A 26,420-nucleotide genomic window follows, 5' to 3' on the forward strand; every position below is an offset into this window, starting at 1 on the left:
GGGCGCCCCGGGGACTACGTTGACGCTGCTTGACTCGCCCGGGTGCCGTCGGGCCAGGGAAGGGCGTCTTCGCTGATAGGTGCTTTGTTGGGAGGGCTGCTTTTATGCGGCTCTTTCTTTGTTTTTGGGTATATTTGTCTTTGTTGAACTGTTCTTGCGGCTGGGTGCGCTTGCGACCTGGAACGCTTTTTTGTAGCCGTCTCGGCTCGTTATTGAGAGGAGACAAACTTATATGCGTATTGTGTTTATGGGTACGCCTGATTTTGCTGTGCCTTCTTTGACTTCGCTTGTTGAGGCTGGGAATGAGATTGCACTTGTTGTTACTCGTCCTGATGCTGTTCGTGGGCGTGGTAAGAAGCTGGAGCCGTCTCCTGTTAAGGCTCGCTCGCTTGAGCTGGGGTTGCCTGTTGTTGAAGCTAATCGTATGACGCTTGAGGTTGTTGAGGCGCTCCGGGCTGCCCAGGCTGACATTTTCTGTGTGGCTGCCTATGGCTGCATTTTGCCCGATGAGGTGCTGCATATGGCGCCGCTCGGTATTGTGAATGTTCATGCGTCCCTGCTGCCTCGTTGGCGTGGGGCTGCTCCTATTCAGCGTGCGATTCTCGCTGGTGATGAGATTGCTGGCGTTTCTATCATGCGCATTGGGCATGGCGTGGATACCGGCGCTTATTGCGCCCAGGCGTCTACGTCAGTCGCCGGTAAGCATGCCGAGGCTTTGACCATGGAGCTTGGTGAGCTTGGCGGCAAGTTGCTTGCCGATACGCTTCCCTCGCTTGCCGATGGTTCGGCTGTTTGGACTGAGCAGGATGAGGCGCTCGTCACTCATGCTGCCAAGATTTCTAAGCAGGAGATGCGCCTGGATCCGCACATGGCGGCGCTTGATTGCGTGCGCCATGTGCTGGCTTCGTCCGATACCGCGCCTGCTCGTTGCGTGATTGCCGGTAAGACCGTGCGCGTGCTCGATGCTGCGCCGGCTGATGTGTCGCTTGGAGAGGGCGCCGTTGACGTTAGGAACAAGCGTGTTTACCTTGGTCTTTCCGATGGCACGGTTGAGTTGCTCGAAGTTAAGCCCGATGGCAAGCGTGCTATGGCCGCTTCTGCTTGGGCTGCTGGCCTGCAGGGTGCCGATCTTATCTGGGGTGTTTTGTCGTGAGCAAGCTGTCTCCTGCACGCAAGCTTTCACTCGATGTGCTAATGGAAGCTGACCGCCGCGGCATGTATGCACGTGACGTGCTGTCCTCTCGCGCATCGGCCAAGGCTATTGACCAGCGCGATTCCGCTTTTGCTGCCCGCTTGGCGCTGGGCGTTGCCGCCACGCAGGGCATTTTGGATGAGCTGCTCGACCAGTTTCTCGATAAGCCCAAAAAGGTTGCACCGCGTGTTCGCATGGCGCTTCGTATCTCGGTCTTCGAGATGCTCTATCTGCATACGCCTGGCCGCGTTGCCGTAAGTCAGGGTGTTGAGCTGGTTCGCTGCGGTGCTAAGTCCGCCGCTGGCTTGGCCAATGCCGTGCTGCACAAGGTTGCGGACAATGTTGAGGACTTTGCTACTGCGTCCGATGTGGATGAGCCTGAGCGGCGCTTGGTCCGTCTGTCGCGCCTGATGGGTCTGCCGCGTTGGCTGTGCGCTCGCATTATGGCGTCGTTTGACACGCCAGAGGGTGCGCTTAACTTTGCCGGCAATCTGGCCCCCGCGCCGCTGGCCCTGCACGAGAATGCGTTTGCGACTAAGCCCGATCCGTATATCTCGCAGCTCGTTACGCCTGTCTTCCCGGGCTGCCATGCTCCGGTCGATGCGCAGGTCACGGTTGCATCGGGCCTGTTTGAGCGCGCTGCGGCCGTGGCCTCGGATCTCAATGCCCAGCTTATCGCGACCGCGGCGACCCGTCCTGGGCGTTGCCTTGAGATTGGCGCCGGCCGTGGCACCAAGACCTATGTGATGATGTGCCAGGCCAAGCGTGCGGGCTATGAGCGTCAGCATACGGCGCTCGATCTGCATGATCGCAAGTGCGATCTGAATCTCGCTCGCCTGCATAAGGCCGGTATTCAGGGCGTTCGTACGGTTTCGGGCGATGCTTGCGAGCTTGATGAGGTGCTCACATCGTTTGATGCCATGCTTGGCGAGCCGGTAAAGTTCGACACGGTCTTTATCGATGCACCGTGCTCGGGCACCGGCACCATGCGCCGTCATCCCGAGATCCCATGGCGCCTAACTGAGAATGACGTTACGACCGAGTTGCCCAAGCTGCAGCTGGCAATGCTCAAGGAAGCAGCCGTGCGCGTGGCTGCCGGCGGTGAACTCATCTATGCGACGTGCTCGGTCTTCGACGAGGAGAACACGCAGGTCGTGGACGCGTTCCTTGCTTCTCCCGAGGGTGCCGGCTTTACCATGGCACCGCTTTCCGGGGCACAGATTCTGCAACTGCCCGACTTCGAGCAGGCCAAGAAGCTCGTTTCTGTACGCCAAAACGATCGAGGCCTCTTCCAAAGCGTGCCGGTAAACGCCGACTCCTACGACGGCCACTTCTGCGCTCGCCTGGTCCGCCAAAGTAGCTAATTTGGGACGGGGCTATTTTAGCTACCCAGACCGTATTGGCGCAAAGGCGTTGACATTACGAAAAAGGGCGGCCTGCGACTGGTGTAGTCGCAGGCCGCCCTCGTTTGTGTTTATGTTGGCGTGTGGTTGGTTGCTCGGCTGTTAGTGGTTGTGCGGGCAATTGGCGCAGCAGCCGCTGGTGGCGCTGGTGCTTGAGCCGCCGCTTCGCTGGTCGGTGTTGTAGAAACCGCTGCCCTCAAATTTAATGCCGTTGGCCGAGAACGTCTTGGCCGCCGGAGCGCCGCAGCTCGGGCAAACGACCTCGGGAGTCTCGGACATGGGATGCTCAACCTCAAACACGTTGCCGCAGCTCGAGCACTTGTAATCGTAGCGCGCCATAATACTTCCTTTTCAGCACAAAGCGGGCAGATTACTCTGCCCGCAAAAATTCAAACGTCTGTACTGTACCCTATATCGGGCGTTTTATCACGCCTCGCCCCAGAATCTATGGGTGTCGCGCAGGAGCTGCGCAGTTTTGCCCTCGGCGGCCGCAACGTCGGCCTCGTCAGCCTGCCAGGTCCAGTTGCCCGTGGCCACGCCCGGAACGTTCATGCGCGCGACGTCGCCTAGCCCCAGAACATCCTGCAGCGGCATCATCACGAGGGGAGCGTCGCTTGCCAGCGCGTCGCTCATCAGCTTGGCCGCCACCTCGACACCGCTCGGTCCATCGCCGTCCGCAAAGGAACGCGTGCACCACCCGGCCAACGTCGACGTATCGTGCGTCGAGGTGTACAGGATCTTTCCTGGCGTGGGGTGCACGCCGCAACGAACGTCGTAGTCGCTAAACTCCAGCACGTCCATTCCGGGGAAGCCGCAGGTCAAAGCCATGGCGCGAACGCCAGGCGTCAGATAGCCCAAGTCCTCAGCGATAAAGTTGAGCGGACCCAGCTCATCGTAGGCGGTCTGGAACAGGTCTTTGCCCGGTCCCGCCAGCCAGCGACCGTCGGCGCAGTCCTTGCCCGCAGGAATGCTAAAGTAGCTGTGGAATCCCAGGAAGTGATCCAGACGCACGCGGTCGTAGAGCGAGAACGCGCGACGCAGGCGATCCATCCACCAGCTATAGCCGTTCTGCTTCATGTGGTCCCAGCGGAACGTCGGGTTGCCCCACACCTGGCCCTCGGGCGCAAAGTTGTCGGGCGGCGCACCGGAAATCTCAATCGTCTTGCCGGTATCGGACAGCCAGAAGTTTTCGGGCTCGCTCCACGCATCGGCCGAATCGTCCGAGACATACATAGGAATGTCGCCGATGACCTCGATACCCTTCTTGTGCGCATAGTTCATAAGCTCGCACCAGGCCAGGTCAAAGCGGTACTGCATGTACGCCTGCAGCTCGGCCTCGTCGTGGAAACGCTTGTCGTCGATCAGATGCTCGTTGTAGCGCGCGACATCTGCCGGCCAATCGTGGCGCGACTCGCCCTCAAAGTACTTCTTAACGGCCATGTAAACGCAGTACTTCTCGAGCCAGTTGGCGTTGCGATGTTTAAACGCCGTGTACAGCGGGTCGGCATCCTCACCGCCGCGAGCCTTCCAGGTAACAAAGTCGGCGGCCAGCTCCTCGTGGCTTTCGGGCAGCAGATCGATATTGCCCGCAAAGGCCGAGGGACCGGCGTAAGGGGATCGGAAGAAATCCGTCGGGTTGACGGGCAGGACCTGCCAGTAGCGCATGCCCATGGCGGCCAGATGGTCGATAAAGCGACGCGTGGGAGCACCGATCGTACCGGGCTTGCCATCGTCGCTGGGCACCGAGGTGATATGGCACACGACACCCGCGCCGTGATCAAGCGGCTCTTGTAGACGTTGCTCGGCGTAGTGATAGATGATCGACGACCCCAGCGGATACAGATCGAGTGTGACGGTACCGTTGTGGATTTCGCACTCGTGGCCGCTGATCACGTCGCTTGCGCATTCGCCGAGCGCCGGAATGGTCACACGGTGCGAATTGCGCAGGCTGCGGTTGATGATAACCGTTGCGGCCTCACCGTCTTTACCGGTGCGCGTGTAGGCTAGTACCTCGTCGTTGAGCGCGAAGGCCTTGATCTCGCCGTCTACCATAAATGGCAGGGCGCGGCGCACGGCCGAGGCGTTTTTAAGGATGGCGAGTGTATCGAAGTCGTGCAGGTCTTCCTTTAAAGGCAGCGTTCGGCGATTGCCCGGATCGGTCAGGCCCTCAAGGCCGTACTCGTCGCCATAGTAAATCGAAGGCACGCCGGGGAACGTCATCTGCATGAGCGTTGCGAGCCAAAAACGGCTCTTGGCCAGGTCCATCGAGTTTTCGTCCAGGCGCCACTTGCTGCGCTCGCACTCGGGTAGCTGCGACTCGTCAGGGCCGCCTCCGAGCACCGAGATGATGCGTGGGCGGTCGTGGCTCGATAGCAGGTTGAGCGCGCAGGACAGGGCTTCGCGCGGATAATTCTCGCGCAGGGTCTCGATATCCTCGGCTGCCTGGAAGGCATTCTTGTAGCCCATCAAAAAGCCGATGACCATGTCGCGGAAGGGATAATCCATAGCCGAGTCAAGCTCAGATCCTTGCAGGTAACGACGCAAATGGCCATAGCTGATCTTGTTAGAGGCATCTTCCCAGACTTCGCCGAGCAACAGCGCGTCGGGCTTCTCAGCTAGCACGGCCTTTTTGATCTCGGTCAGGAAATCATCGGAAAGCTCGTCGGCCACGTCGAGACGCCAGCCATGGGCGCCGGCACGTAGCCATTTACGGATCACGCCGTCCTTGCCCAGGAGCCGCTCGCGTACCAGTTCGGAGCTCTCATTGATGGCGGGCATATTGCCCACGCCCCACCAGCAGTCGTACGAGCCGTCCTCATGGAAATAAAACGCATCGCGCCACGGCGAATCCTCGCTCTGCCACGCGCCCACGCCGGGGTAGTTGCCGTAGCGGTTGAAGTAGATCGAATCGTCGCCCGTGTGGTTGAACACACCGTCGAGAATGATGGAAATGCCCAGCTTCTCGGCCGCCTCGCACAGCTCAGTAAAGTCCTGCTCGGTGCCCAGAATTGGATCGATCTTTGTGTAATCGGCGGTGTCGTAGCGGTGGTTACTCGCGGCTTCAAAAATAGGGTTGAGGTAGATGGCTGTAAATCCCAGCTCGGCGATGCGAGGCAGGTCTTCTTGTATGCCCTTGAGGGATCCGCCGTAAAAGTCCCAGGTCTTGATGGAGCCGTCCTCGGCGCGCTCGTATACGGGCGGCTCGTTCCAGTCCTCGACCATGCGGCGCTGAATGCCGCGACGCGGCTTTTCGACCTCGGCCAGCGTGCGCTCGCGCCAGTGCTCGTCGCGGGCATAGCGATCGGGGAAGATCTGGTAGACCATACCGCGCTCGTACCACTCGGGTCGAACTTCGCGGTGCTTGTAGACGGTGATCTGGAACGACGGCACTTCGGCGTAGTCGTAGGTTACGCCCTCGCCGCCGGTGCGTCCCTGCGGTGCGCCCAAGCGGACCTCGGGCTGGCCCTCGATATTGCATATAAAGCTGTACCAGATAAGACAGGGCTCGGTGCACTCTAGCTCGGCGGTAAAGATGCCGTCGCCCTCGTGCGTCATGGGATACAGAGTTTCCCCAATCTCGTCGACCCAGGTACGCAGGGTAAGCGTTGCCTGGTTGGGGTCGGCATCCTCCAAAATTACCGACAGCGAAACGGAAGTTCCAGTGGTCACAGCGCCAAACGGAGTGCGAAACTGCGGCAGACGGCTGTTGTGTATCAATCTCATAGTACGGTCCAGTTCAATAGAATCACGGCCTGCGGGCCATGGGCTTTACGCACAGGATGTAAGTATATCTGTTGTACACAGGGTGTATAAACAACATCCGTTTATCATCGGCGAACGGTTGTCCTAGAAAATCGTTTTACCACTTTCTACAGAGAAGGGGCGCCCGGTTGGAGCGCCCCTTGCTTAGGGTTTGATGAGGTTTTGGATCGTCTGTGGGCTAGCGGCGCTTTCGGGCAGCCGTGGCCTTGCGGACGGACGTCTTCTTGGACGGGGCCTTTTCCTCTGCCGGAGCGGCGGGGGAGACCGGGGTCTCCTTGGCAGGCTCGGGCTTAGCCTCTGCCTTCGGGGCAGCCTTGGTCTTAGCCTTGACCTCGGCGGCCTTCGGTGCCGGCTCGGGCTTTACCTCGGGCTTGGGCTCCTCTTTGACGGCGGCGGGCTTAGCCTCTGCCTTGGTAGCTGCGGCCTTAGTCGTGGTCTTTTTGGTCGTAGTCGTGCTGCGCTTGCGCGTGGTGGTCTTGGCAGCTGTTGCCTTCTTGGCGGTCGTGATCGTCTTCTTGGCAGCGGTCTTAGCCGGAGCCTTGGCGGCCGGTTTGGCCTCAACGGCGGGAGTCTCGGCCTTTACCTCGGGAGCAGCCTCGGCCTCGGCGGCCTTCTTGGCAGCGGCGGTCGTGCGCTTGCGCGTGGTCGTTCCCTTGGCAGCCGTCGTTTTAGACGCAGCAGCCTTGGTCGTCGTAGCCTTCTTGGCGGTCGTCTTACGGGTCGTGGTCTTCTTAGCTGCGGGCTTTGCAGCGGGCTTGACCTCGGCCTCTGCCTCAGAAGCAACCTCAGCCTTCACCTCAGGCTCGGCCTTTGCGGGCTCAGCTTCAACCGGCTTGACCTCGGCCTTGGGCTCGGGCTCGGCCACAACCTCGGGCTCAGCCGCAGCCTCCACAACAGCCGCCGGCCTCTCAATCTCCGGATGCATAAAGAAGTACAGGTCCAGATACTTGTCGGCCGAGCGCGTCCAGCTAAAGTCCTGGCTCATGGCCTGCGTGACCAGCTGGTTCCAAGCGTCGCGGTTATCCCAGAACAGGCGCGCCGCGCGGAACACCGCGTCGCCCATCTCATCTCCGTTAAAGTTTCTAAACGAGAAGCCCGTGCCCTCGCCGGTAAACTCGTTGTACGGGATCACGGTGTCCTTAAGGCCACCGGTCTCGCGCACGATGGGCAGCGTGCCGTATCGCATGGCGATGATCTGCGACAGACCGCAGGGTTCAAACTTCGAAGGCATCAGGAACATGTCGGCGGCAGCATACATGCGCTGCGACAGCGCCGGGTCAAACTCGATACGCGCGGCCATGGTGCCACGGTACTTGTCCTGGAAATAGCGCAGGCCGTCCTCGTAGTCGCGGTCACCAGTGCCCAGCACGGCCACCTGCACGCCGCCGGCCAAAATACGGTCGAGCGCGTACATGACCAAGTCCATGCCCTTCTGGCGCGTCAGACGCGTGACCATCACCATAAGCGGGCGGTCGTCGCGCACCTCGAGCCCTAGCTCTTCCTGCAGCTTGGCCTTGCACAAGGCCTTGCCGGAACGGTCCTCCACGGTGTAGTTGGCGGCAATGCGCTTGTCGGTCGCCGGGTCAAAGCCTGCCACGTCAATGCCGTTGAGGATGCCCTGCAGCGCATAGGAGCGCTCGCGCAGCACGCCGTCCAGGCCCTCGCCAAATTCGGGCGTCTGGATCTCGTTGGCATAGGTGGGGCTCACCGTGGTGATGGCATCGGCATAGCGCAGCGCGCCCAGCATGTAGTTGATGCTGCAGGCGTCGCAACGCAGCTGCGAGGCGGCCGCCGGAATATGCGCCACGCCCAGGATGTCCTCCATCACGGTGTCGCTAAACTGGCCCTGGAACGCCACGTTGTGGATCGAGAACACGGTCTTGACGCGGTCGTACAGCGGCAAGCCCTGGTAGAACTCGCGCAAAAACACGGGCGCCAGTGCCGTCTGCCAGTCGTTGCAGTGCAGGATGTCGCACTCAAAGCCGGCCGGCAGGTGCTGCAGGCTCTCGGTGATGGCCTTGGAGAAGAACGCAAAACGCTCGCCGTCGTCAAAGAAGCCGTACGGATAGTCGCGCGCAAAGTAGCGTTCGTTGTCGATGAACATATAGGTGACGCCGTCGTGCTCGAGCTTCTCGAGACCGCAGTACTCGTTGCGCCAGCCCAGGCTCACGTAAAAGTCGGAGAAGTGCTCCATCTGCGCCTTGTATTCGTCCTTGATGGTGGCGTACTTGGGCACCATCACGATAACTTCGGCGCCGGCGCGCACAAGCGCCGCGGGCAGCGAGCCCGCCACGTCACCCAGGCCACCGGTCTTAACAAACGGTGCGCACTCGGCCGAGGCAAACACGATCTGAATCTTTTTGCTGGTTTGTGCCATATTGTCTCCTATGTTGCAATTCGAGAATAGCCGCCTGGCGCTAACCGGGCGGCTATTCTACATGTTACGAGCGATGTTGCGGTACCAACGTTAACGTACGATGGTGGTGTCGGAAGTTAACGGAGCCTTGCCCAGCACCAGGATGTTCTCGGGTGTGCCGCGAAGCTCGGTGTTGGTGGGAACCACGTTGTTCTTGTCCAGAATGGCATTCTCGACGCGGGCGCCGCTCTTGATGATGCAGCTCTGGTTGATGATCGAGTTGGTGACCGACGCACCTTCCTCGACCACGACGCCGCGCGACAGGATCGAATTGCGCACGGTGCCCTTGATGATGCAGCCGGCCGAGATGATCGAGTTGCACGCGTGACTGCCGGTCGCATAACGCGAAGGCGGCACGTCGTGAGCCTTGGTCAGGATCGGGCGCTCGGGATCGAAGAGCTGATCGGCCACGGTCTGGTCGAGCAGGTCCATGCTGCGGCGATACAGCGACTTCTCGCTAAACACGCCCACGACCTCGCCCTTGTACTCGTAGCTGCACACGTCGATGTTGCCAAAGTCGCCCTGGAGTGCCTCGAGCAGGTCCAGATAGTCGGCGGCCTGGTAGTGGTCGATAATCTCGAGCAGCGTCTCGCGGTTGACGATGCAGCAGTCCATAGACGCGTTGTCGCCGTACACGACGCCGGCGCTCACGCCCGTCAGGCGGCCGTTTTCGTTAATCTCGAGCTTGGTCTCGTCATCAACGTTGCGCGTGGCCTTGCAGTACACAACGGTCATCTGGGCACCGGAGTTCTCGTGCGCCTCGATGATGGTGTTGAGGTCCATGTTAAAGATGATGTTGGTGCCCATCATCACAACATAGGGCTTGTCCGAGCGCTGGAACAGCGTCTTGTTGGAGATGATGTCGCGCAGCAGGAAGCGCATGCCGCCCTTGGTGGTGCCATACGCGTTGCCGGGCACCATGAACAGGCCGCCCTTCTTGCGATCCAGGCCCCAGTCCTTGCCCGAACCCACGTGGTCGATCAGCGAGCGGTAGTTGCCCGGCATGACGACGCCGACGGTCTTAATGCCGGCATTCATCATGTTGGACAGCGGAAAGTCGATCAGGCGGTAGCGGCCCAAAAACGGAACGGACGCGATGGGGCGGTCCTTGAGCAGCACGCTGCCGTAGGTCGAAGAGTAGTTAGCGGTGATATAGCCGATGGCCTTGCGATTGATCATCGGATCATTCCCCCTTCCCGATAACGACGTCATTTCCAACGACGGCCGTATCCTTGGTGGTATCGACAGAGCCGAGCTTCACGCCCTCTTCGACCGTGGAGTTCTCGCCCAAAATAGCGCGGCAGATGTGCGCGCCGCTCTTAACGTGCGCACCCGGCAGCAACACGGAGTCCTCGACCACAGCGCGCTCCTCGATGATGACATCGGTCGAAAGGATCGAGTGGCGAGCGGTGCCGTAGATCTTGCAGCCGTTGGAGACCAGGCAGTCGTCCAGGCGGCCGTCCGGGCCAATGTAGTGCGGCGGACGCGTGGTGATGTTGGACATGATGGGGAAGTGCTTGTCAAACAGATCGAACTCGGGGTTGTTGCCCAGCAGGTCCATCGAGGTCTCGTGGAAGCTGGCGATGGTGCCGACATCCTTCCAAAAGCCGTGGAACTCGTAGCTGTACAGGCGCTTGTTCTCGCCGAGCAGCTTGGGGATGATGTCCTTGCCAAAGTCGTGGCTCGAGCGCTGGTCCAGAGCGTCTTCCTCGAGCGCCTCGATCAGGACGTCGGCCGAGAAGATGTAGATGCCCATGGACGCGAGGTTCGAATCGGGCTTCTCGGGCTTCTCGGTAAACTTGGTGATGCGGCCGTCCTCGGGGTCGGTGGTCAGGATGCCAAAGCGGCTGGCCTCCTCCCACGGCACGGGCATAACGCTCACCGTGAGGTCGGCGTTGTTCTCAATGTGCGTCTTGAGCATCTTGCGGTAATCCATGCGATACAGGTGATCGCCCGAAAGAATCAGGACGTACTTGGGGTCGTTGGTCTTGATGTAGTCGAGGTTCTGCGTAATGGCGTCGGCCGTGCCCGCATACCAGGCGCCGCCGGTCTGCGTCTCGTACGGCGGCAGGATCGACACGCCACCGTCGCGGCTGTCCAGATCCCACGCCTCGCCAGAGCCCACATAGGCATGCAGCAGGTAGGGGCGATACTGCGTCAGAACGCCCACCGTGTCGATGCCCGAGTTGGAGCAGTTGGACAGAGAGAAGTCGATAATGCGAAACTTACCACCAAAGCTAACCGCCGGCTTGGCGATCTTTTGGGTAAGTGCCCCCAATCGGCTGCCCTGTCCTCCCGCGAGGAGCATCGCGATGCATTCTTTCTTACTCATCGATCTCTCCTTCTGTCATCGATGTTCCTAAACCCATTAGCGACGGGCACGGCGCTCGGTCGCGCCCGTCGAGTAATGCCGTGCGGCAAAGGGGACTCGCGCGCCTTTACGCGTGCCAGATGTCGTCGCGGTACTCGCGAATGGTGCGGTCGCTCGAGAACCAGCCGGAGGAGGCGGTGTTGAGCAGGGCCTTGCGGTTCCAGGTCTCCTGGTCACCGTAGCTGCCAGTGAGCTTTTCCCACGCATCCACGTAGCTGCGGAAGTCGGCCATGACCAGGTCGGGATCGTTGTTGTTCATGAGCTCGTTGTAGATGCTCTCGAAGTTGCCCGAAAGACCCGCAAAGGTGTTGTCCTTGAGCTCGTCCATCACGCGGCCCAGACGCTCGCGATCGTTGTTTAGCGTATCCCAAGCAAAGTAGCTGTTCGATGCCCACAGCTGCTCGACCTCGGGGGCGGTCAGGCCAAAGATGGCCTCGTTCTCGCGGCCGGCCAGGTCGGCGATCTCGATGTTGGCGCCGTCGAGGGTGCCCAGCGTAATGGCGCCGTTCATCATGAGCTTCATGTTGGACGTGCCCGAGGCCTCCTTGCCGGCCGTGGAGATCTGCTCCGAGATCTCGGCGGCGGGGTAGATGAGCTGGGCGTTGCTCACACGGAAGTTGGGGATAAAGCAGACCTTCATGACCTCGTTGACGCGTGCATCATTGTTGATGACGTCGGCCACGGAGTTAATGAGGCGGATGGTCTCCTTGGCAAAGGTGTAGCTCGAGGCTGCCTTGCCGCTAAAGATGAAGGTCGTAGGCGTCACGTGGAAGTTGGGATCGGCGATGCGACGGTTGTAGATGTCCATCACCTTCATGATGTTCATGAGCTGGCGCTTGTAGGCATGGAAGCGCTTTACCTGAACGTCGAAGACGGTGTTGGGGTCAATGACCAGACCGGTCTCGGCCTTAACGTAGGCGGCCAGACGCTCCTTGTTGGTGCGCTTGGAGGCACCCACGGCCTTCAGGAACTCGGTGTCGTTCTGGAACTCTTTTAGTTTCTCCAGCTCAAAGGCGTCCTTGAGCCAGCCATCGCCAATGGCATCGGTCACGAGCTTGGCATAGGTGGGGTTGGCCTCGGCAAAGAAGCGACGGTGCGAGATGCCGTTGGTCTTGTTGTTGAACTTCTCGGGCGTCAGGGCATAGAAGTCCTTGAGCACGATGTTCTTGATGATGTCGGAGTGGATCTTGGCCACGCCGTTGACGCTATGGCTGCAGATCACGGACAGGTTGGCCATGCGAATCTCGCCGTCCCACAGAATGGCGGTCTGGCGCAGACGCTCCTGCCAGCCGTCCTTCGTGGTGTCGAACGACTCGTGCCAACGGCGACTGATCTCGTCGATGATCTGGTACACGCGGGGGAGGAGCTTGGAGAACGTGCCGATGGGCCACTTCTCCAGAGCCTCGGGCAGGATGGTGTGGTTGGTGTAGCTCACGACCTGCGTCACGATGTTCCATGCGTCGTCCCACTCGAGCTTCTTCTCGTCGATGAGGATGCGCATGAGCTCGGGGCCGCACATGGCGGGGTGCGTGTCGTTGGTATGGATGGCAACAAACTGCGGCAACAGCTCCCAGTTCGCGCCGTGCTCCTTCTCAAAGGTGTCGAGCAGGCTGTAGATGCCGGCAGAGACAAACAGGTACTCCTGCTTCAGGCGCAGCAGACGGCCGTGCTCGCCCGCGTCGTTGGGGTAGAGGATGGCGCTGATGGCCTCGGCCTCGGCGCGCTCGGCATCGGCCAGGGCATAGTCGCCACGGTTGAAGGCCTCCAGGTCAAAGTGCTCTTCGACCGGCTCGGCGGCCCAGACGCGCAGCTTGTTGACGGTCTCGCCGGCATAGCCCACCACGGGGATATCGTAAGGAACGGCCAGGATGTCCTGCGTATCCACCGTGCGGTAGAACGTGCGGCCGTCCTCCTCAAAGCCCTCAACGCGGCCACCAAACTTGATGGTCACGGCCTTGTCCTGACGACGGACCTCCCAGGGATAGCCGTGGGTGAGCCACTCGTCAGTGGTCTCGACCTGGCTGCCGTTAACAATCTCCTGCTTAAACAGGCCGTAGCGGTAGCGCATGCCGTTGCCGTAGCCGGCAATGCCCTCGGCTGCCATGGAATCCAGGAAGCACGCGGCCAGACGGCCCAGGCCACCGTTGCCCAGTGCCGGATCGGGCTCCTGGTTCTCGATGACGGACAGGTCAAAGCCCATGTCGTCGAGCGCCTCGGCGACCATGTCGCGCACGCCAAAGTTGAGCAGGTAGTTGTCGAGCAGGCGGCCGATTAAAAACTCGATCGAGAAGTAGTACACACGCTTCTTGCCCTCGGCGGTGACGCGGGCGTCGCTCTTGGTGGCGACAGTGCGCGCCTTCTCGGCCACGAGCTTGGCCAGGGCGTTAAAGCGGTCCAGGTCGCTGGCGGCCTCGACGCTCTTGCCGCTGATGCTCATGACGGCATCGCGATAGAGCTCGGTAAACTCCTGCTTGTTGTCGAAGATCTTATTCATACGTTCCTTTCCCCCGGGGACGGTTCCCCCGGAACGGTTATGACTTACATCCTACGCCCCGACGGGGCGGGTAATTACAGCGGTAACGGCTTTGTTACGCGTCCTTGCCAGATGCCTTAACGGCGCCTGTCTTGGCCTTGGGAGCAGCCTTATTGGCAGTTGCCTTCTTGGCCGTGGCGGACTTGGTCGAAGCCTTGGCAGCGGGCTTAGCAGCCTTTGCCTTAGCCAGAGCCTTCTTAGCAGCCGCGGCCTTGGGCTTCACCGAGGACGTGCGCTTCTTGGGCGCAGTCTTGGGGGCCTCGACCACCGGCGGCTTGTAGCTGCTGGGACCGCGGCGCTTAAGCACCACGCCTGCCAGGCCTGGAACCTTAATCTCAATGGAGTCCATCTGCCCATTCCAGGGATAGGGCTCACTCGAGCAGGTGTAGGGCTCCACGCCGGCATAGCCGCTGCCGCCAAACTCGGGACGGTCGGAGTCAAAGATGACCTCCCAGTCGCCCTCGCGCGGCACGCCCACGCGGAAGCTCTCGTAGCTCGCCGGGTCAAAGTTGATCAGGATCACCAGGTCGTCATCGATGTCCTCGCCCTGACGCACAAAGCTCACGATGGACTGCTTGGAGTTGTCCGCATCGATCCAGGTAAAGCCGTCGTCGGTGTAGCCGCGCTCGTACAGAGCGGGCTCGGCGGTGTACAGGTGGTTGAGCGCCTTGATAAACGCCTGATGATGACGGTGGGTCTCATACTCCTCGGTCAGGAACCACTGGATGGACTCGTAGTAGCGCCACTCGATAAACTGGCCGATCTCGTTGCCCATAAAGTTGAGCTTGGCACCGGGGTGCGTCATCTGGTAGAAGGCAAGCGTGCGCAGGCCGGCAAACTGGCGCCACCAGTCGCCCGGCATGCGGCCGATAAGGGAGCACTTGCCGTGCACGACCTCGTCGTGGCTCAGCGGGCAAATGAAGTTCTCGGTAAAGGCATACATGATGGAGAACGTGAGCAGGCCGTGGTTGCCGGGGCGCCACGGAAAATCGGTCTGCATGTAGTGCAGGGTGTCGTTCATCCAGCCCATGTCCCACTTGTAATGGAAGCCCAGGCCGCCGTCCTGCGGCGGATAGGTTACGAGCGGCCACGCGGTGGACTCCTCGGCCATCATCATCACGTCGGGGTAGTGTGCCTCCACGGCGCAGTTGACCTGGCGGATAAACGCGCTGGCGTCCAGGTCCTCCTCGGTACCGTATTTGTTGAACTTCTTTTGGCCCGGATCGTCGATGCCAAAGTTGAGGTACAGCATGCTGGACACGCCGTCCATGCGAATGCCGTCCACGTGGAAGTTCTCGAGCCAGTACAGCACGTTAGAGACCAGGAAGGAGCGGACCTCGCCACGGGCGAAGTCGAACTTATGCGTGCCCCAGTTGGGGTGAATCTCGTGCTCAAACAACATGTGGCCGTTAAAGGTGGCCAGGCCGTGGGAGTCGGCGCAAAAACCGCCGGGCACCCAGTCCATGATCACGCCAATGCCCGCCTCGTGGCACGCATCTATAAAGTGCATGAGCTGCTGCGGGTTGCCGTAGCGCGACGTGGCGGCGTAGTAGCCGGTCGTCTGGTAGCCCCAGGAGCCGTCGAACGGGTGCTCCATAAGCGGCATGACCTCGATATGCGTGTAGCCCATGTCGCGCACGTAGTCCACGAGCTCCACCGACAGGTCGTCGTAGGTGTAGAACTCGCCGCGCTGCGCGGGGAAGGGATCCATGGGACCGGGGTAGTTGCCGTACTCATCGGGCTCGCCCTGCGGCGCGTCACCGTGGCGCTTCCACGAGCCAATATGCACCTCGTAGATGTTCAGCGGCTGCGACATGTGGTTGTGGCCGGCGCGGCGCTTGAGCCATGCTGCGTCGTTCCACTTATAGCCGTCGAGGGCCCACAGCACGCTTGCCGTTCCCGGAGGGCACTCGGCCTTAAAAGCGTACGGATCGGCCTTGTAGAGCTTCTCGCCCTCGTTGGTCTCGATAAGGTATTTATAGAGCTGGCCCTGCTCGACGCCAGGAATAAAGCCTTCCCAAATGGTGCTCGTATGCACGGGCACCAGCGGGTTGGCTTCCTCATCCCAGTCGTTAAATTCGCCAATGACATGGACACTCTTTACGTCGGGCGCCCAAACGCAAAAGCGCCAGCCGCGCGTACGGTTCTGCGTGTCGGGGTGCGCGCCCATCTTTTCCCAGCTGCGCTCCCACGTACCGATGCCAAACAGATAGACATCGTCCTTAGAGAGCTCCGGTGCGTGCGGGGCGGCTTTACGGGTAGCGGGCTTTTTGGCCGTTGGCTTTAGCTTTGTATCGCTCACGTTTGATCCCATCATGACACGGCAGCATGTTGCCTTGGTGACTAGATGCGAAAGGTCCAAGGCTGCACGAATCGAAGGGACGGCGATAGTTCTATGATTCATTCCACCTCGCGTGCTCGGTGGAACTTTCGGCACGAAATACGATAACACCTGTTCGTTACTTTTATGGAGAAAAGTGGATTTGCGGCGGTGTTTAATCGGCGAGCGCCATGTTTAGACCACTGACAGAATTGCAGTGGTAAAACTCTTGACAGTTTTACCAATTAGGGTTTCAAAATTGTTAGCCTGACGTTTGGTAAAACGTTTTTAGCAGGTTGTTTACCATTTGACATCGAAAGGTTCGTTTATGTCTCATACCGCCGCTCCCAAGGTTGCTTTTATTTTCGATTGCGACGGCACACTGGTTAATAGCACCCCCGTTTGGGCCTATGCTCAGCCCGAATTATTGCACCGCCACGGAGTTGACGTGACGGTCGACGATTTTGCCCAGTTTGAGCATCTTTCGCTCGAGGACGAATGCCAGGCCTACCACGACACGTGGGGCATTGGCGCGAATGGCGAGGAACTATATCGTGAGCTGAGCGACATCCTGATCGATGGCTACTCCAAGGTGCCGCCGCGCGAGGGTCTCCTGGCATTTTTGGAGCAGGCGAAGGCGGCGGGTATTGCCATGTGCGTCGCCACGTCCACGCCGGCCGAGCTGGTTACGTCTTCGCTTGCGGGAGCCGGGCTCGACGCTTACATGGAGTTTATAACCACCACGGGCGAGGCGGGACGTTCCAAACAGTTCCCCGACGTATATGAGCTGGCGCTGTGCCGCCTGGAGGAGCGCCATGGGCACAAGTTTGAGTGCGCATGGGTGTTTGAGGACGCCGTTTTTGGCCTAAAGAGCTCTGGAGTCGCCGGCTTTAAGCGCGTGGGTATTTATGACCCGCACGGCCGTATGAAGCGCGACGATGTGCGTGCCAACTGCGATATCTTTATCGATAGCTATGAGGAGCTGGATCTGGCCCGCGTGCTTTCGTTTGAGGGTTAGGCGAGAGCTGTGGCTTGCAAAGTACTTGTGGTCTGCGGCTCGCCCGTGGTGGCGAGCGCGGATCTGTTGCGTAGGCTAGCAGGGGAGTGCGACCACGTTGTCGCCGTGGACCGCGGCCTGGACGCCCTTTTGGGTGCCGGCTTGAGCTGTGAGGTCTATGTCGGCGACGCTGACACGGTAAGCGATGGAGGCCGAGCGCTAGTCGATGCCGCCGAAGCCTTTGAGGTAGAACGCCACGACCCCTACAAGGACTATACCGATCTGGCGCTGGCGCTCGATTCCGTTCGCCGTCGCTGGCCGGGTGCCGAAGTGGTCGCGACCTGCGCCACGGGTGGCCGCCCGGATATGGCGCTTTCCGTACTGGGTCTACTCGCAGGCTACGATGACGCCCCAGTCTGGATTGCCGAGGACAAGGTGGTCGCTCGCTTCCTTCACGCAGGCGAATCCTGGATCATCGAAGGTGCCGAGGGCCAGACGTTCTCCATAATCGCTATAGCCCCTGGGACGGTTGTAAGCGAGCACGGCCTAGAATGGGAACTAGATCACAGCCCTCTGGGCCTGTTGACCGACACGGGCATCAGCAACGTTGTCAGGTCAACAGCCACGATCCAAGTCCACGCCGGCACCGCCATCGCTTACCTATATCAATAGGCATTTAGAATCTGACCCAAAAAAGTCCTTGCACGCCGTGCCAACTTCTCCTATAGTATCTCCTCGTCACGGGGGGCGTAGCTCAGCTGGGAGAGCGCTTGACTGGCAGTCAAGAGGTCAGGGGTTCGATTCCCCTCGTCTCCACCATCGTGAATGCAAAGGCCTTCGGAATCCCGAAGGCCTTTTTTCATGCCAAAATACCTCGCGCCACAAACCTCACCTAGGCCAACAAAAAGTTGCACAATTTATTTCCCATGTTTGTACATAAGTTTGTTGGCCAAACGCGATTTTCAGTGTAGATCGCCGTTCCATTTGGGCTTCAGGAACGCGCCTAATCACCGTTAGCATCCCATTAACCTGCATCAACGTGAACAACATCCAAAAACAACCCCCTTAAGCACGCCAAATGAACGATTTGTTGTCCAACGCAACCCAAATCAGTTTCGCTACCAGCTTGTGCTAGGATACCTAACGTTACATGAGTTCAACTGTGCTCACGGCTCTAACAGGCCACATAGCACGGGGTTGATCAGCATCCGGTCGTAACGGCGGTGTTAGAAAAACCATGAGCTCCAATATCGATTGCCATGCGCGATTTTCACTTGCTTTTGCGGCTGCTTTTAAGTTTGCGTTAGACGGTGCAATGAACTGCTACGGCAAACCACAGCAGTTCTTCAGCTGTTTGCGTGCGGTCCAGTTTTGTACCCGCTTGACTGGTTCGCACGCAGCCAGCTGGAGTCGCGGTCATTTTTGCGATACACGTCCGCGTCTCTAGCAACTGCACTCATACATACCGTTCACGGTGGGGCAGAGCCACGTGCTTGTCTAACTGGGCTCAGGGTTTGAATATGGAGCGCCTCCGCGCACAAGCGCCCTGGCGAAGCCATACCCAAACCCCGTGTTCCACACGTAAGACAGAAAGGGGGTGGTGCTCGTGTGGTATGTGATCCAGGTCATTAACGGTCGCGAAGACGTAATGCGCGAGCGCATCGAGCGTATGGTGCCGGCGAGCGCCATGCAGGAGCTCTTTTATCCCCAATTTCAAACCGAGATCAAAGTACACGGCGAATGGGTCTGTACGACCAAGCCGCTCTTTCCCGGTTATCTTATCTGCGATACAGCAGATCCCCGAACCGTGCAACAGTACCTGCTGCGCATGGACGACTTTGCCCGGGTGCTATCCCAGGACGGTCAGTTTGTGCCGCTAGCAAAAGAAGAGGTTCAGCTTATTGGCGGCTTTACGCATAGGGGAGACCGCGTAGTGCCCATGAGCGAGGCCTTTAAAGACGGTGACAAGGTCGTAGTGACGGCAGGTCCGCTTCTGGGCTACGAAGGCCTTATCAAAACCATTAACAGACGCAAGAGCACTGCTTATTTGGAGCTCGACCTGTGCGGCCGACGCGTAACCACCCGCGTTGGCCTTGCCGTGCTTTCGGCCGAGCAGCGCGTCATGCGCAACCTTAAAAAGGCGATCGCCTAGTTGCAGGCGATCGCTACACAGAACAGGGAGGATCCCCGACCCGGGGACGAAGTCTTGGAAGAAAAAGTGTCGGATAAAACTCAATTTGCAACGGATGCGCCTGCGGGGGCAGCGCTCATTGCTCAGGCCATGGACCGACGCGAGGGCGCCGGCCGCTACAAGGCCATGCAATCCATCATGGACTGGGACCGCTCGCGCCTGGCCTACCGGGCCGTTAAGCGCGCCTTTGACATCGTGTTCAGCGGCTGCGTACTTGCCGTCATCGCCGTCCCCAGCCTTGTGCTTGCCGCGGCCATCCGCCTGGAGAGCGAGGGCAACCCCTTCTACAGCCAGATCCGAGTGGGACAGACCCGCCCCGACGGAAGCCTGACCACGTTCCGCATGTGGAAGTTCCGCTCCATGTACAGGGACGCCGACGAGCGCCTCGCCGAGCTCAAGGGGCAGAACGAGATCGCCGGCGCTATGTTCAAGATGAGGGACGACCCCCGAGTCACCAAGATTGGTAGGTTCATCCGCAAGCACTCCATCGACGAGTTCCCGCAGTTTCTCAATGTGTTCCTGGGCCAGATGTCCGTCGTGGGCCCGCGTCCGCCGCTTCCCAACGAGGTCGCGGAGTACACAGAATTCGACCTGCAGCGCCTTGCCGTGAAGCCCGGGATCACCGGCTGGTGGCAGGTGACCGACCGCAACGATACCGACTTCGACGGCATGGTTCGCCGCGACCTTGAGTACATCGCCAAGCGCGGCGTGGTTACCGATTTAAAGATCGTTCTCCTCACAGTCGTTGAGGTCTTTACCGGTGGCGGTGCTTGCTAATTATGCACTCCAAAGATTCAGGAAGAATTGAATTGATAGCTAATCAGGTAGAGTTTACTTTTAAAAAATGGTTGTCTTGTATGACAAGCACCGATAGGGCTGAGCTCCTTGCACTGGATGAGTCTGGGAAGGCAGATTCGTTTTTTCGTAATCTTGAGTTTGGCACTGGCGGCTTGCGTGGCAAGCTTGGTCTCGGCCCCAACCGTCTGAACGTCTATACCGTCGGCAAGGCTACACAAGGACTCGCGGATTACCTGAATAGCGCCTTTGAGAACCCGACTGTCGCACTTTGTCGCGATACGCGTCATGGGTCCGAGGAGTTCGTGCGACGTGTCGCTGAGGTGCTCGCCGGCAACGGAATTAAATCCTATCTGTTCGAGCGCGTCGAGCCCACGCCCGCGTTGAGTTTCGCTGTCCGCGAGCTGGGCTGCTCGGCCGGCGTCAACATCACCGCCTCCCACAACCCCGCGGCATACAACGGCTACAAGGTCTACGGCGCCGACGGCTGCCAGATCACCGTCGAGGCGGCGGAGGCCATCCAGGTGGCCATCGACGCCGTCGACTGCTTCGACGGCGTCAGGGCGATGCCGTTCGATAGTGCCCTCGAGGAGGGGCTCGTACAGTGGGTCCCAGAGAGGATACTTGACCGCTACCTCGAGGAGACGCTCGAGGTCTCCACGGGCGAGGACTGCTCCGCCCTCCGCATCGTCTACACCCCGCTCCACGGCGTCGGCCTGGAGTGCGTGTCCCGAGTGCTCGAGGGGATCGGCGTCGCCGAGGTCGCGACTGTCGACGAGCAGTGCGTGCACGACGGCGACTTCCCGACCTGCCCGTATCCCAACCCCGAGGTGCGCGAGGCGCTGAACCTCGGGCTCGAGTACTGCGATAGGGCCAAACCCGACCTGCTGCTGGCGACCGACCCGGACACCGACAGAGTGGGCATCGCGGTCCCACATGCCGGGGAGTACAAGCTGCTCACAGGCAACGAGGTGGGCCTGCTCCTGCTCGACTTCCTCGCGTCCAAGGCGAGCGGGTCCGGCGCCGATATGTCCCGCGAGGTCGCCTGCACAACCATCGTGTCCGCACCCATGGCAGACGATATCGCTCGCGCGCGCGGCCTCGAACTGCGCCGCACGCTCACCGGGTTCAAGTTCATCGGCGAGCAGGTCGGCGTTCTGGAGTCGGAGGGCCGCGAGAGCGATTTCCTCATGGGCTTCGAGGAGTCCTACGGCTACCTCGCCGGCACGTCCGTGCGCGACAAGGACGCCGTGGTCGCCTCCATGCTCATCTGCGAGCTCGCCGCACATTGGAAGACGAAAGGGCTGGACCTCTACGAGGCCATGGAGCGCCTCTACGAGACATACGGCTTCTGGTCGAGCGCCCTTCTCGGCCAGGCATACGAGGGCCCCGAGGGGGCGTCCGACATGGCCGCGATGATGTCCGGCCTCCGAGTGCACGCTCCGGAGAATATCGGCGGCGCTGCCGTCGCGCAGCGCATCGACTACGCCCAGGGTGCGCCGATGCCCGTCGTCAACCCGACCGATGAGCCCCAGCACCTTCCCGAGGCAGACGTCCTCGAGTTCAGGCTTATAGACGGATCGCGAGTCCTGTTCCGCCCCAGCGGCACGGAGCCCAAGGCCAAGGCCTATGTGTTCGCCAAGGGCGCCGACCGCGCCGAGTCCGGGGAAAAGCTCGCCGCGCTGGTCGCGGACGCCAAGTCGATCTTGGGAGGGACCCGATAATGATCCACCTCGTCCTGCTCTCCGGCGGCTCGGGCACGCGCCTGTGGCCGCTCTCCAACAGCACCCGCTCAAAGCAGTTCCTCAAGGTCCTGCGCGACGCGGACGGCAACCACGTCTCCATGGTCCAGCGCGTCTTCGGCCAGATCGGCGCCGTCGACGCGGACGTCGACATCACCATAGCAACCTGCGCGAGCCAGGAGGAGTCCATTCGCCGGCAGGTGAAGGGTGAGTATGCGCTCGTCCTCGAGCCGGAGCGCCGCGACACGGCCCCCGCCATCATGCTCGCTTGCGCGCACCTCGCGCTCGAGCAGGGTGCAGCCGAGGGCGACACCGTCATCGTCATGCCCATCGACAGCTACGCCGACCAGGCCTACTACGACAGCGTCGTGAGGCTCGACGAGGCCGTCCAGTCGGATTTCGCCGAGCTGGTCCTCATGGGCGTGGAGCCCACCTACCCCAGCGGCAAGTACGGCTACATCGTGCCCGCGGCGGGGGAGGAGTGGCCCCGCCGCGTCGAGCGCTTCACGGAGAAGCCCGACGAGGGGACTGCACGGGAACTCATCTCCTTGGGCGCCCTCTGGAACTGCGGCGTGTTCGCGTTCAGGCTCGGCTGGCTCACCGGCCTCACCGCCAAGTACCTTGCGTGCGGGACCTTCGAGGAGTTCCGCTCGCGCTATTCCGAGCTGCCCAAGAACTCCTTCGACTACGAGGTCGTGGAGAGGGCGTCGTCCATCGGCGCGGTCTCCTACGCGGGCGAATGGAAGGACCTGGGCACCTGGAACACGCTGACCGACGAGATGGCCGAGTACACCTCCGGCCGCGTCGTGGTGGACCCTAAGACGTGCGAGAACGTCCACGTGATCAACGAGACCGGTTTCCCGATGGTGGTCGCCGGCATCTCGGACTCCGTCGTGGTGGCGACGCCCGACGGCATCCTCGTCTCCGGCAAGGAGGCGTCGGCCAACATCAAGGCCGAGGTCAACGCCATCGCCGAGAGCCGGCCCATGCACGAGCAGCGCTCGTGGGGCGAGTACCGCGTCATCGACAGCAGCGTCTTCCCCGACGGGGCGAAGGCGCTCACCAAGGAGTTGATCATCCGCGAGGGTTGTCAGCTCGATTACCAGCGCCACATGCACCGCGGAGAGGTCTGGACGGTCATCTCTGGCACCGGCGAGGTTGTGCTGGACGGGTTGGTGCAGCAGGTGCGCGTGGGCTCTGGCGTTCAGATTCCCGCGAACACTCCGCATTCGGCGCGGGCTCTCTGCGGGGACCTGCATGTAATCGAGGTTCAATACGGCGAGACGCTTGTTAAAGAGGATATTGAGAGTTTAGTCGCTTTTTGGAAATAGTCAGCAATTGAAGGGTATTTTGAAATGAAGAAGGCACTTATCACTGGCATTACCGGTCAAGATGGCAGCTATCTAGCTGAGTTACTTTTGGACAAGGGCTATGAGGTACATGGAATTGTCCGTCGCTCTTCGGTTCATACCACGAACAGAATTGATCATCTGCTTGCGGAAGGCTCCATCGTCCTTCATGATGGCGACCTAACGGACTCAAGCTCCATTATCCGAATCGTGGGCGAAGTTCGTCCTGACGAGATTTACAACCTCGCCGCCCAGTCCCATGTTGGCGTCTCTTTTGACGCGGCCGAGTACACTGGTGACTGCGACGCATTGGGCGTGTTGCGCATCCTTGAAGCTGTCCATATGCTGGGCATGGATCAGTCCTGCAGGATTTACCAAGCTTCGACCAGCGAGCTGTATGGCAAGGTGGAAGAGGTTCCCCAGAACGAGAACACCCCGTTTCATCCGTACAGCCCGTATGCGGTCGCCAAGCAGTACGGCTTTTGGATGATGAAGGAGTACCGCGAGGCCTACGGCATGTTTGCGGTCAACGGAATCCTCTTCAATCACGAGTCCGAGCGTCGTGGCGAGAACTTCGTAACGCGCAAAATTACTCTTGCCGCCGCCCGTATCGCAAAGGGCATCCAGGACCATCTTGAGCTCGGCAACCTCGACTCCCTCCGTGATTGGGGATATGCGAAGGACTACGTGGAGTGCATGTGGCTCATCATGCAGCAGGATGAGCCCGATGACTACGTTATTGCCACGGGCGTGCAGCACTCCGTGCGCGAGTTCACGGAGTGGTCCTTTAAGCATGCCGGCATCGACCTCCGTTGGGAGGGCGAGGGCTTGGAGGAGAAGGGCTATGACAAGTCGAGTGGCAAGATGCTCGTCTGCGTCAACCCCGACTTCTATCGCCCGACCGATGTCGTCAACCTGTGGGGCGATCCTACTAAGGCAAAGACGGTTCTTGGATGGGACCCCCAAAAGACCAGCTGCGAGGAGCTTTGTCGCATCATGGTAGAGCACGATCTTGAGATCGCCGAGCGCGAGGCGAAGCTGTCCTAATGGGGAAGCGCGTTCTCATCTTCGGCATTAACGGGTTTGCTGGCGCACACCTTGCGCATGAACTTGTATTGCATGGCTACGTGTTATGCGGTTCAGACCTGAGCGATATGTGCCCGTTGTCCGAAGTATCGGCATACCGTGCCTGCGACCTGACGGACGATGAAGGTGTCGCTGCTGTAGTGCGCGAGTTTGAGCCAGATTACATAGTTAATCTGGCGGCCGTTAGCTCAGTGGGGCTCAGCTGGCGTTCACCCGCGCTTACTATGCGGGTGAACGTAGAGGGCGCGTTGAATGTAATGGAGGCCGCACGGTCTCAGGAAACAATGCCACGCGTGCTATTAGTGGGCTCCTCTGAGGAGTATGCCGCTAAAGGCGGATCACTCAACGAGGACGATCCGACTCTCTCCAACAACCCTTATGGAATATCCAAGGCAACCCAAGAGCACTTCGCGGCGTTGTACGTTGAACGCTATGGTCTCGAGGTGTGCCTGACCCGCTCGTTTAACCACACGGGCTTGGGGCAGAACTCCAATTTCGTGCTTCCGAGCTGGTGCAAACAGGCAGCTGATATCGAACGCTCCGGTAGGCCCGGAAAGATGACTGTAGGCAACCTGAAGGTGGCCCGCGATTTCAGTGACGTGCGCGATGTGGTACGCGCCTACAGGCTGATTCTGGAGAGCGGCCGTGCCGGCGAGGTCTACAACGTGGGCAGCGGCCGGGCGCTTCCCCTGAACAAGCTGCTGGAAGTCGTGACGGGCTTCTGCAGCCAGCCCGTCGAGGTTAAAGTTGACCCTACGCTCATTCGCCCGGCGGACACACCAATCATCTGCTGCGACTACTCGAAGCTGCGAGGCGAGCTGGGATGGGAGCCCGAGCGCAGAATCGAGGACACACTGCGCGAGATGTACGAAAGATTTACTGAAGGGGGAAGGGCTTAGTGGGACTGACGAAGAAGGCGCCTAGGAAGAGGGTTCTTTTCTTTACAGATCGGGTGTTTTGGCCGGCAAACGACGGACACAAGGTTGTTCTCTTCAACTATTGCAAGGGACTTGCCGATAAGTTTGGTGCCGAGGTTCACGTCCTAACCTTTCTAGAGCCGGGACAGACGGCGCAGGCGCTTTCGGTGTGCCCCGAATTCATCAAGAGCGTGACCCTTGCGAAGAAGCCAGCGAAGCAAACGGTTATCCTGAACCTTATTCGGACCTTGCTCAAAGGAGTTGCCGGCGGCCCCATTCAATGCAGCATTTTTAGAAGCAAGGGAGTGACGAACCAGCTCCAAGATCTTGTTGGGGAGCTAGAACCGACACATGTATTTTTTGACTTGCCGAGGCTCTCGCCTTACGTTGACGAGTTGCGAGAGTATCCATGTGGGAAGGTCCTTTACATGGAGGATACGTTCTCGCTCCGATACCAGCGCCAACTTAGGAGTCTCAATTCCCTTAAAAAGACCGGTGGCGTCGCCGGTAAGTATTCGGCTAGTCTAAAGGGCTTTGTAGCGAAGCTTGCCTCTTTGCCTGTGATTCAAAAAAATGTATTGGCTACCGAAGCGAAGCGTATGCGGAAGCTTGAGCTGGTTGCTCCCCAACGCTTCGATTTCGTTGTCCTGGTTTCGCCTATCGAAAGGGATCGCCTAGCCTTTGATACGGGAGCGAGTAATATCATTGCGGTTCCCTTGGGAGTTGACAGCTCTTTCTACGCCAAAGGACCCGATCAGACACCACGTGCGAAAACGCTTTCATTCTTAGGAAACATGCGCAACTCTGCAAATGCGGACTCTCTCCGGTACATCGCCAATGAGGTCTTACCGCTTATCGGTGACGTGATGTTGGAGGTTTCGGGTGAAGTGAGCGAGGATCTCAGGCAAGAACTCGAAGCAAACGAAAAGGTTATGTTTCTTGGTCGCGTTGATGACACGCGGGAGGCATTGCGTTCCACGAGCGTATTTCTTGCGCCCATAGCTTACGGGACGGGCATCAAGACGAAGATTCTTGAGGCGATGGCCATTGGGGTCCCCATCGTGACAAATTCGGTGGGCAACGAGGGCATCGGACTCGTCGACGGGGTGGACGCCTTCGTCGCCGATACCGCCCATGAGCAGGCGGCCGCCGTGCGTAGACTCATGGAGGACCGTGAGCTTGCGTCTCGGCTCGCCAACTCAGCGCGCCGAAAAGCGGCTGAAGTCTTCGACTGGAAGAAGTCGCTGGAAAATTTCACCGCCATGGGTTTTGAACCCGTTAGCACTGATGAAGGGGGGACCGATGTCGCTTAATCTTCTTGTCGATCCCGAGCAACGCCGCACTGT

The 26,420-nt window shown here is 59.8% G+C and carries 18 protein-coding genes and 1 tRNA gene; 12 read left to right on the top strand and 7 right to left on the bottom strand.

Annotated features, from left to right (window positions below; genetic code table 11):
- The first annotated feature begins 232 nt into the window (after positions 1-232).
- Together fmt and DXB98_RS01265 are read left to right on the top strand one after the other, a co-directional pair.
- Positions 233-1,153 carry a methionyl-tRNA formyltransferase gene (fmt, locus tag DXB98_RS01260; RefSeq protein ID WP_117742858.1) on the top strand — a complete coding sequence of 307 codons (921 nt, stop codon included), beginning with the start codon at positions 233-235 and terminating at the stop codon, positions 1,151-1,153.
- Positions 1,150-2,556: an RsmB/NOP family class I SAM-dependent RNA methyltransferase gene (locus DXB98_RS01265; protein WP_233505049.1), complete on the top strand. Its 1,407-nt coding sequence runs from the start codon at positions 1,150-1,152 to the stop codon at positions 2,554-2,556. Before fmt ends, DXB98_RS01265 begins: the two co-directional genes overlap by 4 nt.
- 141 nt (positions 2,557-2,697) lie before the next feature.
- On the opposite strand, the gene DXB98_RS01270 is transcribed toward DXB98_RS01265, so the two are convergent.
- The 7 genes from DXB98_RS01270 to glgB form a co-directional block, all read right to left on the bottom strand.
- On the bottom strand, positions 2,698-2,934 hold the full coding sequence (locus DXB98_RS01270) for an FmdB family zinc ribbon protein (protein ID WP_117735090.1): 237 nt from the start codon (positions 2,932-2,934) through the stop codon (positions 2,698-2,700).
- Positions 2,935-3,021: 87 nt separating this feature from the next.
- Positions 3,022-6,318 carry a 4-alpha-glucanotransferase gene (locus tag DXB98_RS01275; RefSeq protein WP_117742859.1) on the bottom strand — a complete coding sequence of 1,099 codons (3,297 nt, stop codon included), beginning with the start codon at positions 6,316-6,318 and terminating at the stop codon, positions 3,022-3,024.
- A gap of 217 nt (positions 6,319-6,535) precedes the next feature.
- Positions 6,536-8,734: a glycogen synthase GlgA gene (gene glgA / locus DXB98_RS01280; RefSeq protein ID WP_117742860.1), complete on the bottom strand. Its 2,199-nt coding sequence runs from the start codon at positions 8,732-8,734 to the stop codon at positions 6,536-6,538.
- Positions 8,735-8,824: 90 nt separating this feature from the next.
- Complete coding sequence (glgD, locus tag DXB98_RS01285) at positions 8,825-9,952, bottom strand: glucose-1-phosphate adenylyltransferase subunit GlgD (RefSeq protein ID WP_117735092.1); 1,128 nt, start codon at positions 9,950-9,952, stop codon at positions 8,825-8,827.
- Positions 9,953-9,956: 4 nt separating this feature from the next.
- Positions 9,957-11,105, bottom strand: a complete 1,149-nt coding sequence (locus DXB98_RS01290; protein WP_117742861.1) for a glucose-1-phosphate adenylyltransferase — start codon at positions 11,103-11,105, stop codon at positions 9,957-9,959.
- A gap of 106 nt (positions 11,106-11,211) precedes the next feature.
- Positions 11,212-13,638 (bottom strand): glycogen/starch/alpha-glucan phosphorylase, encoded by a 2,427-nt coding sequence (locus tag DXB98_RS01295; protein ID WP_117742862.1) that lies wholly within the window; start codon positions 13,636-13,638, stop codon positions 11,212-11,214.
- A gap of 94 nt (positions 13,639-13,732) precedes the next feature.
- Entirely contained in the window at positions 13,733-15,994 is a 2,262-nt protein-coding gene (gene glgB / locus DXB98_RS01300) for a 1,4-alpha-glucan branching protein GlgB (RefSeq protein ID WP_117742863.1), read from the bottom strand.
- Between the two features lie 331 nt (positions 15,995-16,325).
- Between glgB and DXB98_RS01305 the strand changes: the two genes are divergently transcribed.
- From DXB98_RS01305 to DXB98_RS01350, 10 genes are all read left to right on the top strand, one after another.
- Positions 16,326-17,015 (top strand): HAD family phosphatase, encoded by a 690-nt coding sequence (locus DXB98_RS01305; protein WP_117742864.1) that lies wholly within the window; start codon positions 16,326-16,328, stop codon positions 17,013-17,015.
- Between the two features lie 9 nt (positions 17,016-17,024).
- Positions 17,025-17,666, top strand: coding sequence for a thiamine diphosphokinase (locus tag DXB98_RS01310; protein WP_117742865.1), 642 nt, complete (start codon positions 17,025-17,027; stop codon positions 17,664-17,666).
- Between the two features lie 71 nt (positions 17,667-17,737).
- Positions 17,738-17,813 (top strand) — tRNA-Ala (locus DXB98_RS01315).
- 787 nt (positions 17,814-18,600) lie between these two features.
- Positions 18,601-19,146: an antiterminator LoaP gene (loaP, locus tag DXB98_RS01320; protein ID WP_233505050.1), complete on the top strand. Its 546-nt coding sequence runs from the start codon at positions 18,601-18,603 to the stop codon at positions 19,144-19,146.
- Between the two features lie 54 nt (positions 19,147-19,200).
- Positions 19,201-19,962 carry a sugar transferase gene (locus DXB98_RS01325; RefSeq protein ID WP_233505051.1) on the top strand — a complete coding sequence of 254 codons (762 nt, stop codon included), beginning with the start codon at positions 19,201-19,203 and terminating at the stop codon, positions 19,960-19,962.
- Between the two features lie 80 nt (positions 19,963-20,042).
- On the top strand, positions 20,043-21,704 hold the full coding sequence (locus DXB98_RS01330; protein ID WP_117742867.1) for a phospho-sugar mutase: 1,662 nt from the start codon (positions 20,043-20,045) through the stop codon (positions 21,702-21,704).
- The gene (locus DXB98_RS01335; protein WP_117742868.1) at positions 21,704-23,053 is read left to right on the top strand and encodes a sugar phosphate nucleotidyltransferase; all 1,350 of its coding nucleotides are present in this window, start codon (positions 21,704-21,706) and stop codon (positions 23,051-23,053) included. Before DXB98_RS01330 ends, DXB98_RS01335 begins: the two co-directional genes overlap by 1 nt.
- 24 nt (positions 23,054-23,077) lie before the next feature.
- Positions 23,078-24,118, top strand: coding sequence for a GDP-mannose 4,6-dehydratase (gmd, locus tag DXB98_RS01340; protein WP_117742869.1), 1,041 nt, complete (start codon positions 23,078-23,080; stop codon positions 24,116-24,118).
- Complete coding sequence (locus DXB98_RS01345; protein ID WP_117742870.1) at positions 24,118-25,056, top strand: GDP-mannose 4,6-dehydratase; 939 nt, start codon at positions 24,118-24,120, stop codon at positions 25,054-25,056. Before gmd ends, DXB98_RS01345 begins: the two co-directional genes overlap by 1 nt.
- Positions 25,056-26,387 (top strand): glycosyltransferase family 4 protein, encoded by a 1,332-nt coding sequence (locus DXB98_RS01350; protein WP_117742871.1) that lies wholly within the window; start codon positions 25,056-25,058, stop codon positions 26,385-26,387. Before DXB98_RS01345 ends, DXB98_RS01350 begins: the two co-directional genes overlap by 1 nt.
- Positions 26,388-26,420 lie beyond the last annotated feature (33 nt).

Origin of the sequence: Collinsella sp. OM07-12, assembly GCF_003438275.1 — a bacterium.
GTDB lineage: Bacteria > Actinomycetota > Coriobacteriia > Coriobacteriales > Coriobacteriaceae > Collinsella.